The organism is Streptosporangium sp. NPDC023963, from assembly GCF_040639135.1.
GTDB lineage: Bacteria > Actinomycetota > Actinomycetes > Streptosporangiales > Streptosporangiaceae > Streptosporangium.
Genome location: NZ_JBEZZK010000014.1, coordinates 58640 through 73478 on the forward strand (window position 1 = coordinate 58640; position 14839 = coordinate 73478).

Annotated in this window: 10 protein-coding genes; 7 read left to right on the forward strand and 3 right to left on the reverse strand. The window is 73.7% G+C overall.

All coding sequences use genetic code 11. The features are described 5' to 3' along the window. Positions 1-109: 109 nt before the first annotated feature. Positions 110-1627: a prolyl oligopeptidase family serine peptidase gene (locus AB0F88_RS32535; protein WP_362692861.1), complete on the reverse strand. Its 1518-nt coding sequence runs from the start codon at positions 1625-1627 to the stop codon at positions 110-112. Between the two features lie 142 nt (positions 1628-1769). Here AB0F88_RS32535 and AB0F88_RS32540 point away from each other — a divergent pair, with 142 nt between their 5' ends. The 3 genes from AB0F88_RS32540 (at position 1770) to AB0F88_RS32550 (ending at position 8720) form a co-directional block, all read left to right on the forward strand. Further along, positions 1770-2897 (forward strand): exonuclease SbcCD subunit D, encoded by a 1128-nt coding sequence (locus tag AB0F88_RS32540; RefSeq protein WP_362692864.1) that lies wholly within the window; start codon positions 1770-1772, stop codon positions 2895-2897. Beyond that, positions 2898-7151, forward strand: a complete 4254-nt coding sequence (locus tag AB0F88_RS32545) for an AAA family ATPase (RefSeq protein WP_362692867.1) — start codon at positions 2898-2900, stop codon at positions 7149-7151. A 465-nt stretch (positions 7152-7616) separates the two neighbouring features. After that, positions 7617-8720 (forward strand): ice-binding family protein, encoded by a 1104-nt coding sequence (locus AB0F88_RS32550; protein WP_362692870.1) that lies wholly within the window; start codon positions 7617-7619, stop codon positions 8718-8720. A 173-nt stretch (positions 8721-8893) separates the two neighbouring features. On the opposite strand, the gene AB0F88_RS32555 is transcribed toward AB0F88_RS32550, so the two are convergent. Beyond that, on the reverse strand, positions 8894-9955 hold the full coding sequence (locus tag AB0F88_RS32555) for a DUF418 domain-containing protein (protein ID WP_362692873.1): 1062 nt from the start codon (positions 9953-9955) through the stop codon (positions 8894-8896). Between the two features lie 111 nt (positions 9956-10066). On the opposite strand from AB0F88_RS32555, the gene AB0F88_RS32560 reads away from it, so the two are divergent. From AB0F88_RS32560 to AB0F88_RS32570, 3 genes are all read left to right on the forward strand, one after another. Further along, positions 10067-11176 (forward strand): sensor histidine kinase, encoded by a 1110-nt coding sequence (locus AB0F88_RS32560; RefSeq protein WP_362692876.1) that lies wholly within the window; start codon positions 10067-10069, stop codon positions 11174-11176. A 99-nt stretch (positions 11177-11275) separates the two neighbouring features. Next, complete coding sequence (locus AB0F88_RS32565) at positions 11276-11935, forward strand: response regulator transcription factor (protein ID WP_362692879.1); 660 nt, start codon at positions 11276-11278, stop codon at positions 11933-11935. A 73-nt stretch (positions 11936-12008) separates the two neighbouring features. Further along, positions 12009-13442: a serine/threonine-protein kinase gene (locus tag AB0F88_RS32570; RefSeq protein ID WP_362692882.1), complete on the forward strand. Its 1434-nt coding sequence runs from the start codon at positions 12009-12011 to the stop codon at positions 13440-13442. Positions 13443-13553: 111 nt separating this feature from the next. On the opposite strand, the gene AB0F88_RS32575 is transcribed toward AB0F88_RS32570, so the two are convergent. Next, complete coding sequence (locus AB0F88_RS32575; protein WP_362692884.1) at positions 13554-13934, reverse strand: VOC family protein; 381 nt, start codon at positions 13932-13934, stop codon at positions 13554-13556. A 218-nt stretch (positions 13935-14152) separates the two neighbouring features. Between AB0F88_RS32575 and AB0F88_RS32580 the strand changes: the two genes are divergently transcribed. Continuing rightward, positions 14153-14749, forward strand: a complete 597-nt coding sequence (locus tag AB0F88_RS32580) for a hypothetical protein (RefSeq protein WP_362692887.1) — start codon at positions 14153-14155, stop codon at positions 14747-14749. The last annotated feature ends 90 nt before the right edge of the window (positions 14750-14839 follow it).

The window sequence follows — 14839 nt, forward strand, 5'->3', positions numbered from 1 at the left end:
GACGTGACGCCGCCTTCGGCCGTCGTGGCCTGCCGGGAGACGCACGGGGAGGGAACGCCGCGGCCCCACCGGTGAAAAGCCCCGCCGGTGAAGCCCTACCGGTGAAGCCCTACCAGGGAAACGAGAACAGGCCGTAGTAGGCCGCGGCCACCAGCAGCAGGCCGGTGCTGCCCAGCACCCCGGCCACCGCGAAGCTCTGCGGGCGGGAGGGCTGCCAGCCCTCCCGCAGCCCCGACACGACGGCTGCCACGCCCGTGACCTCCTGCAGCAGCATCAGCAGCGCCAGGATCCTGATGACCAGCCACCCGGCGAGCACCGCGGGCCACGCCCCGGCCTGGTTGACCGAGAACAGCACGAGCAGCGTGATGAACGCCACCACCGAGAAGAGCAGCCCGACCCCGGTCCACGCCATCCGGCGGAACCGCCGCCGGATCGGCGGCCAGATCAGGACGTCGGCCTGCGCGGCCGCCGCCCGGCCGCGCAGCCGCGCGGCCATCTCCGCCACCGGCCCGACCACGTAACCGACCACGGCCAGGCAGAGCGTCAGGCCGATCACCGTGCCCCCGGCGTACCAGGGAGCGGCCGGAACGTCGCTCGCCTCCAGGCGCTGGACCGGCGTGGCGCCGGCGATGTGCACCGACGGCGTGGCCGTGCCCGGCAGGCCCAGCACCCAGTTGGCCAGCGTCCGCAGGTAGTCGGGGACGAGGGGGCCGCCGTGGAAGCGCATGCCGTGGTCGGCGCGGTCGAGGTAGCGGATCGTGTAGGCGTCGTTGCCGCCCTCGGCGAGCGCGCCGGTCAGCGCCTTGCTGCTCTCCACGAACGGGATCGAGGGATCGCGCGTGCCGTACAGGGCCAGGACCGGCTGCCGCAGCTCGCGCAGCGCGGGCAGGCCGTCGTAGCGCAGGAAGTCCGCGTCCACGGCGCCGATCGCGCGGATGAGCAGCTCGCGCACTCCGCTGGGCGCGTACAGCCGCTGGAGCTGCTCGCCCAGCGCCCACGTCACCTGCCGCATGGGGGAGACGTTGGGGGCCGACACCAGCACGGTGAACCCGACGGCGCCGCTGTCGTTGGCGGCGAGGGGCACCACCCAGCTCCCCTCGCTCACCCCCCACAGTCCCACCCTGGCCGGGTCGACGTCCTCGCGCGAACGCAGCTCCCTCAGGACGCGCAGGGCGTCGCGGGCGAGGAGGCCGAAGTCGCGCTTCATGAAGTCGTAGCCCACGGTCCGCTTGTCGTAGACGAGGGTGACGATCCCGGTCCTGGCCAGCCACTCGGCCTGGGTGGTGAACTCACCCCGCACCCCGGGGCCCGCCCCCTGCACGAAGACCAGCGCCGGGTGCCGTCCCGGGGTCATCGGCGCGCGGATGGTCGCTCCCAGCAACGTGCCGTCCTCGGCCGTGACGGTGACGTCCTGCGTGGTGATCTGCCTGTTCGAGGGGACGTACCTGAGCTCGGCCGGCGGCTGGGGAGGGAGGGTCTGGAAGACCGGATCGACGTGCAGAGGGGTCGGGTCGAACGGCGGCGGCAGGGTGTAGCCCACCGTCGCGAGAACCACCAGGATCAGGCCGGAGGCGACACTCAGGACACCGCGGCCCACCTGGACACCGACGCGATCCCCGATGGTCACTCGCCTCCGTGATCGTCGTAGTTCCGGTATCGTTCCATCCGATCTTCAAGCGTACTCACCACCGGAAGTCCCCACCAGAGTGGGGGATTCGCGTGACGCGAGTGGCCACATTTGTCGCTGAGTCCTGTTAGCTTCGTGCGACATGCGGGTGTTGCACACATCGGACTGGCACCTGGGCCGCTCGTTCCACCGGGAGAGTCTCCTGGCCGCCCAGGGCGTCTTCGTCGACCACCTGATCGAGACGGTCAGGTCGGAGCGGATCGACGTGGTCGTGGTCTCCGGTGACGTCTACGACCGGGCGCTGCCCTCGGTCGACGCGGTCGACCTGTGCAACCAGGCGCTGCGCCGGCTCGTCGACGCCCGGGTGCGCACCGTGCTGATCAGCGGCAACCACGACTCGGCCCGCCGCCTCGGCTTCGGCGCCGACCTCATCGACGCGGCGGGCGTCCACCTGCGCACCGACCCGGAGCGGGTCGGCGAGCCGGTCGTCGTCGGCGACGTCGCCTTCTACGGCATCCCCTACCTGGAGCCCGAGCTGGTACGCGTCCCCTGGGAGCTGTCCGAGCGCACCCACACCGCCGCGATCGAGCACGCGATGTCCCTGGTCCGCGCCGACCTCGGGCGGCGCGGCCCCCGGTCGGTGGTCCTCGCCCACGCGTTCGTGACCGGGGGGCAGGGCAGCGACAGCGAGCGCGACATCAGCGTGGGAGGCGTCGCGCACGTCCCGGTGCGCGCCTTCGACGGCGTCGACTACGTGGCGCTCGGCCACCTGCACGGCCGCCAGCGGATGAGCGAGACCGCCCGCTACTCCGGCTCCCCGATCGCCTACTCCTTCTCCGAGGCCGGCCAGACGAAGGGCTCCTGGGTGGTCGACATCGGCCCCGGCGGCTACGAGGGCGCCGAGTTCGTCGAGGCCCCGGTGCCCAGGCCGGTCAGCCGCCTCACCGGACGCATCGACGAGCTGCTGGCCGCGCCCGAGCACGCCCGTCACGAGGACCACTGGCTCCAGGTGACGCTCGTCGACCGGATCCGGCCCAAGGGCGCGATGGAGCGGCTCCGGTCCCGCTTCCCGCACACGCTCGCCCTGTCCTTCGAACCCGAGGGCGGGGTCCACGAGACCGTGACCCGCGCCAGGGCGGCCGGGCGCCCCGAGATCGACGTCGCCCTCGACTTCGTCCGCGAGGTGCGCGGCGAGGCCGCCGACCCCGCCGAGACCCGGCTGCTGCGGGAGGCCGTGGAGTTCTCCCGCATGAAGGAGGCGAAGGCGTAGATGCGCCCGCACCGTCTGTGGATCACCGCTTTCGGCTCCTTCCCCGGTGAGGAGCAGGTCGACTTCGACGCCCTCGCCGAGGCGGGGCTGTTCCTGATCCACGGCCCCACCGGCGCGGGCAAGACCACCGTGCTCGACGCGCTCTGCTACGCCCTGTACGGCAGGGTGCCCGGCAGGCGCGACAGCGCCAAGAGCCTGCGCTGCGACCACGCGCCCCCGGGCCGGGGGCCCAGCGTGGCACTGGAGGTCACGGTCAGGGGCCGCAGGCTGAAGATCACCCGGTCGCCGGCCTGGCAGCGCCCCAAGCTCAGGGGCACCGGCACGACCAGGGAGAACGAGAAGGCCCTGCTCCAGGAGCTCGCGCCCTCCGGGGAATGGGTGGGGCTGACGACCAGGGTCGACGAGGCGGGGGAGTTCGTCGGCACCCTGCTCGGCATGAACGCCGAGCAGTTCCTCCAGGTCGCGATGCTGCCCCAGGGGGACTTCGCCAAGTTCCTGCGCGCCGACGGTGAGGACCGCCGCAAGGTCCTGGAGCGCCTGTTCTCGGTGAAGGTCTACGCCACCGCCGAGTCCTGGCTCGCCGAGCAGCGCACCGAGGCGTACCGCGAGCAGCAGACCCTGCGCAAGGAGGTCGACTTCGCCGTCAAGCGCCTGGAGGAGGCCGCGGGCCCGGCCCTCCTGACCGCGCTGGCCGTTCTCCCCGAGCCGCGGGTCCCCACGGAGGTCACGGAGCCGGGAGAGTCCGTGAAGATCGTGGAGCCCACGGAGTCCGCACAGTCCACGGAGTCCGCACAGTCCGTGGAGTCCGCGCGGTCCGTGGAGGACGACCCGCTGGGGTGGGCCCACGCGCTTGAGAACCTCGCGCGCCTGGAGGCCGCGCGGCTGGACGGGCAGGGAGCCGAGGGCGAGGCCGCCGTACGGCGGGCGCGCGAGAGCCTGGAACGCGGCGCGGCGCTGGCCGACCGGCGACGGCGTCACGCCGAGGCGCTGACCAGGAGCCGGGCGCTGGAGGAGACGGCCGAGGAGCGGGCCGACCTGGAGACCATCCTGGAGGAGGCGGCGGCCGCCGACCGGGTGCTGCCGCTGATCCAGGGTGCCGAGCAGCGCGCCGAGGCCGCGTCCAAGGCCCACCAGCTGGCCGCCGACGCCGTCGCCCGCGCCCTCCCTCTCCTCGGTGCCCCCCTCGGCCGGTGGGACGCCGTCCGCGGCCACACCGGCACCGCCCACACCGGCACCGGTACGGCAGGCACGGCCCACGGCGACGACACCCGTGACCACACGGGTGCCGGCGCATATGACGGTGTCCGTGACCCTGCGGGTGACAACCCTTATGACGACGCCCGTGACCCTGCGGGTGCCGGCGCCCACGAGGATGTCCGTGACCCCACGGATACCGGTGCGGACCGCCGCCACGCCGTACTCGGCCACCTGGCCGCGCTGGAGCGCGACCGCCAGAGTGAGATCACCCGCCTGGGCGAGCTGCGCGCGGAGGAGTCACGCCTGGCGGGAATCGTCCGGGAGCGGGAAAGGACCGCTCGCGAGATCGTCGAGCTGACCGCCGCGCAGGCAGAGGCCGACGCCCGCCTGGAGGCCCTCCCCGGTCTCCGCCGGGAGCTGGACGAACGTCTCACCGCCGCCCGCCTGGACGCGGCCCGCCTCCCCGCCGCCGAGTCGGCGGTGGAGGGCGCCGTCACCCGTCTCCGGGCGGCCGAGCACCGCGACCGCCTCGCCGCCGACCTGTCCGCCGCCCGCGCCGACCTCGCCGCCAGGCTGGCCGCCCTACCTCCGGAGGTGCGCGAGACCTCCGCCCCCGACGCGACCCCCGACCCCGACGAGGTCCGCGAGACCCCCGACTCCGACGAGGTCCGCGAGACCTCCGACTCCGACGAGGTCCGCGAGACCTCCGACTCCGACGAGGTCCGCGAGACCCCCGACTCCGACGAGGTCCGCGAGACCTCCGACCCCGGGGAGGTCCGCGAGACCCTCACCGCCCGGGAGAGGGAGCGCGGGCGGGAGCTGGCCGGGCTGGAGGGGCTGCGGGTCGAGGAGGCCCGGCTGGCCGAGCTCGACGGGCTGATCGCCGCGCTCGACGCTGAGCTCCCGGCGGTGGTCCGGCAGGAGGCCGAGGTCCGCGAGACCCTGGAGGGGCTGCCCACCGCGTCGGCGGAGGCGTCCGCCCGGCTCGGTGAGGCCAGGGCCGCCGCGGCGGGGATCCCGGCGGCGCGGGCGAGCGCCGACACCGCCGCCGCGGTGCTCGCCGCGGCACGGCGCCGCGAGATACTCCGCGTCGAGCTGGAGTCCGCGCGCGCCGCGCAGACCGAGGCCACCGACCTCGCCCAGACGCTCCGCGACCGGCACCTGGACATCCGGCAGGCCAGGATCGACGGCATGGCCGCGGAACTCGCCGCCAAGCTCACCCCCGGTCACCCCTGCGCGGTCTGCGGCTCACCCGACCACCCCGCCCCCGCCGCCCCGGCCGACCAGGCGCCCACCGCCGACGACGAGCGCACCGCCCAGGGCGCCTACGAGGCAGCCATGGAACGGCGCCAGGCCGCGGGGAACACCGTCACGACGCTGGTCTCCCGCCTCGACGAGGCACTCGCCGTCGCGGGAGAGGTGACCGGGGAGGAGGCGGGGGAGATCCTCGCCGAGACGGGCCGGAAGCTGGAGGCGCTGACCTCCGCCGCGAGCTCCGAGGAGGCCATCGCCGCCGAGGTGGAGCGGATCGCCGCCGAGCTGGACGGCGCGAGGACCCGGGCGGCGGAGATCGCCCGGCGGCTCGCCGAGGGTCACGCCCGCCGTACGGGCTGGCAGGCCGAGCGCGAGCGCCTCACCGCCCGCCTGGACGGCGCCCGGGGCGCCGACCCCTCGGTGCGGGCCCGCCGCGAGCGCCTGGCACGGGAGGTCGCGCTCCTGTCCGCCGCGCTCGCCGCCGCGACCCGCGCCATCGAGGCCGCCGCGGCCCACCGCGAGGCGCGAGACCGGACCGACCTGGCCGTACGGGACGCCGCGGGCGAGCTCACCGAGGCGGAGCGGGCACTGGCCGCGCTCCGCGAGTCGGCGGGGGCCGAGCCGGTGCTGGCGGCCGAGGCCGGACGGATCGCCGCCGAGTCCGAGCGGCTCGGGGAGCGCTCGCGCGAGCTCGCCGTCGGGCTCGCCTCCCGCCGTACGAACGCCGAAAGGCTCGGTGCCGACGCCGAGCGGCTGGCCGCGCGCCTCGACGAGGCACGCGGCCAGGACCCGACACTGGCCGCCAGGCTGGATCGGCTGGCCGACGAGGCGGAGCTGCTGCGGGAGGCCGTCGAGGCGGTCAGGGACGAGCGGGTCACCGCCGCCGAGCTCGTGACGGCCCGCGACCGGGCGCTGGGCGCCGTCGTCGAGGCGGGCTTCCTCGGGCTCGACGACGCCCGTGCCGCCGTCCGCTCCCCCGCCGAACGGGAGGAGAAGACCGCCCGGCTCCGCGAGCTCGCCCAGGAGGGCGCCGCGGTCGCCGCGATGCTCGCCGACCCCGAGCTGGTCGCCGCCGCGGCCGAGCCGGAACCCGACCTCGCGGGGCTGCGCGAGGCTCGGGACGCGGCCGACGCCGCCCACGCCCGCCTGCTGTCCGAGCGTGACCGGGGCGAGGCCCGCCTGGCCCGGCTGGCCGCGCTCCGCACCGAGCTGGCCGCCTGCCTGCGACGTTGGGAGCCCGCCGACGAGCGGCACCGGCTGACCGAACGGCTCGCCACCCTGACCGGCGGCAACTCCACCGACAACCGGTGGAAGATGCGGCTGTCGTCCTACGTGCTCGGCGAGCGCCTCGGCCAGGTGGTCGAGTCGGCCAACGAGCGGCTCGACCACATGTCGGGCGGGCGCTATCTCCTGGAGCACAACCGCGACCGCTCCGCCGGAGACCGGAGCAGGTCCGGCGGCGGGCTCGGCCTGCACATCCTGGACAGCTGGACCGGCGTGGGCCGTGACCCGGCGACCCTCTCCGGCGGCGAGAGCTTCATCACCTCCCTCGCCCTCGCCCTCGGCCTGGCCGACGTGGTCACCGCCGAGGCCGGGGGAGCGGACATCGGCACGCTCTTCGTCGACGAGGGCTTCGGCACCCTGGACGAGGACACCCTCGACGGGGTGCTCGACATCCTCGACGGCCTGCGCGACGGCGGCCGGGCGGTCGGCATCGTCAGCCACGTCGCCGAGCTGCGCACCCGGGTGCCCGCGCAGTTGCACATCCGCAAGGAGCGCCGGGGTTCGACCGTCCGCCAGTGACCTGTTCGCAGGTCAGCGACACGCCGGTGGTTTCACGGCCATTACCGCGAGGACCCTCTATTCTCGGCTACAGCGAGATCGTCATTCGGGCGGCGCGTGACTGCGAGACGGTCTTCGGACGGGGCGCGGGCCGCGACGGGCAGAGGTGCCGTCGCGCGTGACAGGGGAGAGGGCGGCCGGTACGCACCCGGTCGCGCCCCTGTGCCGTCTCGGCCCTCGGCCTGGATCCCCGATCCGGTGACGACCGTCGACGGCACGCCCGGTCGTGGCAGCGCAGCGGGGCGTGGCCGATCCGCGGCGGCACGGTTCACCGGACGGCTCTCACGAGTCGAGACCCTGAGCCGCCGTGACCTCGGAGGTAGAGGAGAGGGACGTATGAGGAGCCTCATCTGGGCCGGGCCGCGCCACGCCGGAAGATACCGGCCGGCAGGGCCCACGGTGGCGGGTCCGGCGTCGTCTCCCGCCGTGAGCGTGCTCCTGGCCTGCCTCCTGGCCGTTCTCCTGATCGTGCTCCCGGCCGGGCTGTCCGGCGCGAGCGCGGCGGATCCGCCGGTGTTTCTCGGCGCGGCCGGGAGTTTCGCCGTCCTGGCCGGCGACTCCGTGGTCAACACCGGTGCCAGCATCATCACCGGTGACCTCGGGGTCACCCCGGGCATGACGGTGTCCGGTTTCCCGCCCGGGGACGTGACAGGGACGATCCACGTGAACGACGCCGCCGCCGTCCAGGCTCAGAGTGACTTCGCCCTCGCCTACAACGACGTCGCCTCCCGCACTCCCACCGCCACCGTGCCCACCGACCTCGGCGCCACCACGCTGACGCCGGGGGTCTACAGCTCGCTCTCCGGCACCTTCAGTAACACCGGCGACCTCACCCTGGACGCCCAGGGGGACCCGGACGCGATCTTCATCTTCCAGGCCGTCTCCACCCTGCTGACCGCGGGCGCCAGCACGGTGACCCTCACCGGCGGCGCCCAGGCGCGCAACGTCTTCTGGCAGGTCGGCACCTCCGCCACGCTGGGAGCCGCCTCCACCCTTTCCGGCACCGTCCTCGCGCTGGCCTCGATCACCGCCGGCGCCGGCATGGTCGTCGACGGGCGTTTCCTGGCCCGCGACGGCACCGTCACCCTCGACAGCGACACCATCACCCGCCCCACCGGCACCCTGTCCATCAGCGCGCCCCAGAACGCGAACCTGGGTTCCGCGGAACCGGGCGCCGAGGTCTCGGCCCGGCTCGGCGCGGTCACCGTGACCGACACCCGCTACGCCTCCGACGCCGCCTGGACCGCGACCGTCAGCTCGACGACCTTCACCACCGGTGGCGCCACCCCTTCCGAGACCATCGCGAAAAGCCTCATCGACTACGCGCCCGGCGCGGCCACGGCCACGGCCGGGGTCGCGGAGTTCACCCCCGGCACCTCAGGCGGCCTCGGCTCCGCGCGCACCGCCTTCACCGCCTCCGAGGGCACGGGCGAGAACTCCGCCACCTGGAACCCGACGATCACCGTGACCCTGCCCGTCGGCGTCCGCGTCGGCACCTACACCGCCACCATCACCCACTCGGTCACCTGAGCCGCGGCCACCTCGCCGTGTCCGGCCCCTCCGGCTCCTCCGGCCCGGCCGGCCCCTCCGGCTCCTCCGACCCGGCCGGCCCGGCTGTCCCGGAACACCGAACGCGTCCGGCGCACGCGGGCTCGGCGAGCCGCCCGGCCGCCGCTCCCTGCTCCCCGATGTGAACCCGGCGGTCAGGGGGTACGGCGCAGAGGTGGGCGGCGGGCCCAGGTGGCCCAGCGCCAGAGCCATTCCAGCGGGCCCTGGCGGTAGCGGCGCAGCCAGAGCGTGGACACCAGCCACTGGGGGACGAGAACGGCCCCGGCGATCAGGAGCACCGTCGCCTCGGACCAGCCGTCCGGCGGGCCGCCGACGAGGCGGGCGGCCACCAGGACGAGGACCGTGGCGGACAGGTAGTTGGTCAGCGCCATCCGGCCCAGCGGCGCGAAAACCCTCTGCAGCGCCGGACGGAGCGGCGTTCTGAGCAGGAGCAACAGGGCGCACACGTAGACGCCCGCCATCAGCGATCCGGCGAGGCCGAACCAGGAGTTGAAGTACGGGTCGCCGGGCCGCGTTCCGACCTGCAGCCACACGGCGGGCACCGCCCCCGCCGCGAAGAGCAGGCCCAGCGTGGCCGGAACGCGGACGGAGCGCTCCATCCGGTCGATCACCCCGTACCGGGTGAGTGCCGAACCCAGCAGGAACAGTCCGGGCACCAGCGGCACGCCGTTGCTGTCGAGGATCAGCGGCGTCGCGACGAGGACGGCGGCGAGCCCCGCGACGGCCCGGCGCGGCAGCCAGGTCGAGGGCAGCAGCACCACCAGGCCGACGACGGCGTAGACGGTCAGGATGTCGCCTCGCCACAGCAGGAACATGTGAGCCAGGCCCACGGCGAGCAGGACCAGGAGCCGGCGCGCCAGGAGCACCCGCGGGCGCGGGGCGTGGCGTCCCGCGGACTCCAGCAGCAGCGAGAAACCGACGCCGAACAGCAGGGAGAAGATCGGGAAGAAACGCTGGTCGACGAAGAGCCCCAACCCCAGCCAGGTGCCGTCCTGGCTCTCCACCACCACGGACCTCGTGACCTCGGTGGCGTAGATCATGTGGGCGATCGGCTTGACGTTGGCCAGCAGGATCCCGCACAGGGCGAACCCACGCAGCACGTCGAGCGCGGCGACACGCGGCCGGCCGGAGAAGGTCGTCGTGGGGTGTCCCGGCCCGGTGGCCTCCGGCGACGGGGGAAGCGTTTCATGTGGCATGGAACCTCATCCTGCGGACCCCGGCCCGCTCCCACATCGGCGGAAAGCAGGGAGGGAACAGTACTTTCGGCCGGTACAGGCCGGTGGGGCGCCTCCCCTAGCCTGGAGGCCGTGGGTGTTCCCGATCGGTTCAGGGTGGCGGCCGGCGCCGGGCTCGGCGCCGTGTTCGCGGTGGCCGTGGCCTTCCAGGCGTACCAGGTCGCCGGCAGCTGGGGCGCCGGGTACTGGCCGTTCGGCGCGGCGGTCGCCGCCTGGGTGTGCGCGCTCGCCCTGGTGCGCCGCCGCGACCCGCTGTGGACCGCCGTCGCCGGCCTGGCCGTGGCCGCGCTCGCCGTCCTCGTCACCCGCCTCGTCCACCTGCCCGCCGAACCCAGCCCCGCCGCGTCCCTGGGGGCGGCGGTGCTCGTCGGCTCCGCGGTCAGGACGCTGCCCGCCCGCACGGCCTGCGCCGTGGCCGCCGCGGGGCTGGCCGTGGTGGCGGGCGGCCTTCTCGCCAACCCCGGCTCGGCCGTGCCGGTGGTGAGCGGCCTGCTCTGGCTCACCGCCCTGGCGGCAGGGGGCGGCCTCCGGCTGCTCGCCGCCCACCGCCGTACCGTCGCCGAGCGGGTACGGCATGCCGAGCGCCTCGATCTGGCCAGGGAGCTGCACGACGTCGTCGCCCACCACATCACCAGCATCGTGCTCCAGGCCCAGGCCGCCCAGCTCGTCACCGCCAAGCACCCGGAGAGGACGGCCGGCTCTCTCGCCGGCATCGAGACCGCGGGCTCGGAGGCCCTGGCCGCCACCCGCCGCGTGGTCGGCCTCCTGCGTGACGCCGCTCCCGCCGCCGAAGGCCACGAACGGCTCGACGAGCTGATCGAGGACTTCGAGAGCCACGGCCGCCGGGCGCACCTGCGGCTGGACGCCGAGCCGTCCGGCTGGCCGCCCCAGGTGAGCAGCACCGTGTACCGGGTCGTGCGGGAGGCGCTGACCAACGTCTCCCGGCACGCCCCGCACGCCCGCGAGGTCACCATCGGCATCACCCAGCACGAGGGGGCCGTCACGGTCGAGGTCGAGGACGACGCCCCTCGGTCGCCCGCCCGCCGCTACCGCCGCGCCGGATACGGCCTCATCGGGATGCGCGAACGCCTCGAAGCCCTCGGCGGCACCCTGACCGCCGGCCCTCGCCCCGGCTCCGGCTGGTCCGTCCGCGCCACCGTCCCCACCGGCGAGCACCGGTGAGACGGCCTGTGCCCACCGGAGGACACCGATGAGACCGCCTGTACCCGTCACGGAGCTCCGATGCCGGATGGCGCGGACCCTGCCCGTCAGGGGGCGCCGATGACCATCCGGGTGCTTCTGGCCGACGACCAGGCGATGGTCCGGGCCAGCCTGCGGATCATTCTCGAAGACCAGCCCGACATCACCGTGGTCGCCGAGGCGGGCGACGGCGTCGAGGCGATCGAACAGGCCCGCAGGACACACCCGGACGTGTGCCTGGTGGACATCCAGATGCCCCGCCTCGACGGGATCGAGGTCGCCCGCGCGCTTGCCGGAGCCCCGCCTAGGGTGGTCATGGTCACCACGTTCGACCTGGACGAGTACGTCTACGGCGCGCTGCGCTGCGGCGCGGCCGGATTCGTGCTGAAGGACGCGGGTCCCCGCCTGCTGGTCGAGGCCGTGCGGGCCGCGTACACGGGGGACGCGCTCATCTCACCGTCCATCACACTGCGGCTGCTGCGCCACCTCGCCGAGCGCGGAACCCGGACCGGGGCCCGCGTACCGGCACAGCCCCTGACCGCGCGGGAGACCGAGATCGTCCAGGCGATCGGCAGGGGACGCACCAACCAGGAGATCGCCGACGAGCTGTTCATCTCGCTGAGCACGGTCAAGGGGTATGTGTCGGGCATCACGGCCAAGCTCGGCGTACGCAACCGGGTCGAGATCGTGGCCTGGGTCTGGGAGAGCCGAGGCCGGGGCGGGCCGCCCCCCGGAGGATGATCCGGTAACCGGTAGGCATCGGATGTAGTGATATCAGTGACATACGGGCTCAATCATCGGGTAGGCATGCCCAATGTCTTCTTTGCGCTACGAAGGGTGGCTGCTGGCCGGGCGCTACCGTCTCCTGGCCGGACTGGGCAGAGGCGGCACGGCGACGGTGTGGCGCGCCCATGACGACCTCCTCGACCGTGAGGTCGCGGTCAAGGAGGTCGAGCTCCCCGATCACCTGACCGGGCCGGAGCGCGAGGTCCTGCTGGAACGCACCATGCGCGAGGCGCGCCTCGCCGCGCGGCTGCACCACCCCAACATCGCCGCGGTGTACGACGTGGTACGGGCCGACGACTCCCTGTGGATCGTGATGCAGCTCGTGCGCTCGCGCAACCTCGCCGAGGTGGTCGCCGAGGAGGGGCCGATGCCCGCGACCACCCTCGCGCGCGTCGGGCTGGACGTGCTGTCGGCGCTGGAGGCCGCCCACGCGGCCGGAGTCATGCACCGCGACGTCAAACCCGCGAACATCCTGCTCACCGAGGACGGGCACGCCATCCTGACCGACTTCGGGCTGGCCGCCGCCGTCGACGAGGACGTGTCTCTCACCAGGACGGGGATGGTCGTGGGCACGCCCGCCTACATCGCCCCCGAGCGCGCCGGTGGCGTCGCGTCGAGCGTGGAAAGCGACATGTGGTCCTTCGGGGCCACCCTGTACGCCGCAGCCGAGGGCCGCTCCGCGTTCGGGCGCAGCACCGCACTGGCCACCCTCGCCGCCGTGCTGACGGCCGATCCCGAACCGTTCCGGCACGCCGGCCCCCTGGCGCCCGTCATCGCCGGCCTGCTCGACAAGGACCCCGCCCGGCGCACCGGCGCCGCCCGTGCCCGGAAACAGCTGGAGGACGTGGCCACGCTGTGGGAGCGGGACGCGGACGTCACCGCGGCGCCCTTCCTCGCCGCCCGCGTCGTGGCGTCGGCCGCGGACCAGCGGTCCACCGGGCCCATCGAGGCCGACCGCCGCTCCACCGGTCACCACTTCCACGAAGACGCGGGTCGTGGTTTCGCGGCGCACCACCTTCGTGAGGAGGCCGGGCCCACCTCGGCACACCGGCGGATGATCGGGCGCCGGCGCCTGTCGGCGGGTGTCGCGGTTCTGGCCGCCGGCGTCCTCGCCGGCGCGGCCCTCACCGCCGGATGGCGCGACGGCGAGTCCGGCCGGCCGGAGCGGGTCGCCCCTTCCGGGACCGCTCCCGTCACGGCGCCACAAACCACCCGCACCCCCGAGACGCGGCAGGTGATCGACGACGAGTACCCCACCGCCGCGCCTCGCCGCAGCGGGCGGACCGACGTCGCCCCCAGGGCGGCGACCACCGGATCCCCCGGGACCGGCACGTCCGGGACCTCCGCGAAGGAGCCCAATCCCAACTCCGGCAAGGACAAGGACAAGGACAAGCCGGCGCGGCACGGCAACGGCCAAGGGAACGGCCAGGGCAACGGCCAGGGGAACGGCAAAAATCACTGAGGACCGGGACCTTCGACTCGGGCGACGTTCCGCACCGCTACCGGCCGGTCGCTGCCTGACACGCCGCCCCGGACGCTCACCGGGCACGGCGTGTACGCCTCAGGCGTTCTGTCACTCGTCCACGTAGAGGCAGAACGGGTGCCCCGCGGGGTCGAGGAGGACCCGGACGTCGTCCTGCGGCTGGTGGGCGGCGAGTGTCGCGCCCGTCTCGATCGCGTGGGTGACCGCGCCGTAAAGGTCACCGACCTCCAGGTCGAGGTGCATCATCATCTGCTGCGAGCCGTCGGCGTTCGGCCAGACCGGTCGTACGTAGTCCTTGGACGTCTGGAAACCCAGGTACGTGCCCCCGCCGGCCGGTGCGACCGTGGCCCAGCCGGGCTCGTCCTTGGTGATCTTCCAATCGAGAAGGCGCGCGTAGAACCGCGCGAGTTCCTGTGCGTCGGGTGCGTCGAGTACCACACCCCAGTAGTGAGAGTCCGTTCGTCCGCGCATGGCTGCGTCCTGCCCCGAAAGCCGCTCGGATCACGCGGCGCGCGGGCATCACCGAGGTTCTTGTGCGCTTATCGGAGGCGTCAGGCGATATTTCAGAACATGTTGTGCTTTCGGGTTGCAGGGCCTTCGCGGAGCTCGCAGACTCGTGTCCTGTGATCAACCGGGTGATGGTGACGATGGTGACGATCTGTCTGCTCCTGGGCGGGACCGGTGCCTGTTTGATCCTTGGCGAAATCGGTGCGGCCGAGGTGGGCTCCACCAGGATTCCCAAAGGGTTCCTGCTGACCGAACCCACGGCGAGGGCGCCGCTTCCTCCCGTGGCGGTGGGCGAGGAGTGGTGGAAGATCAGCGACAGTACGACCCGGCAGTTCGAACTCAACCCCTGCGGCACGAAGGGGAAGTCCCGTGACGGCCGCGTCGCGATGCGAACGATCACGCACCTGACCAGCGGTCCCTCCTACGACAGCGAGCAGCTCGCGCTGTACCCGAGCGCGGGATCCGCCCATGCCGCGTTCCTCAGGCTGAGTACGGATATGAAACGGTGCGCGAAGCAGGAGACCGCCGCCCGTCCCGGGCGTGTTCACGTCGGCAGGGCTTTGCGCGCCGGGGACGAGGCCATGATCGTCGGAAGCCACTCCTCCAGGAAGGGGAAGCGTGATCGTGAACCCAGCTCTCTGTGGGGCGTCGGCCGCCGGGGCGCCGCCCTCTTCCTCTACACCCATGACATCGCCGACAGGGGAGTGAGCGAGAAGATCGCGGGCCAGGTGAGGAAGATGGCGGAGAAGGTCTGCGCCCTTCGCGGGGTGTGCGGGTAGGACGGTCGTCGCTCTCCTGGACACTGCAGGTATGCATGACGAGAACTCCAGGTCGGGGGATCGTGCCGCCCGGGCGGGGTCTGGCTGTGT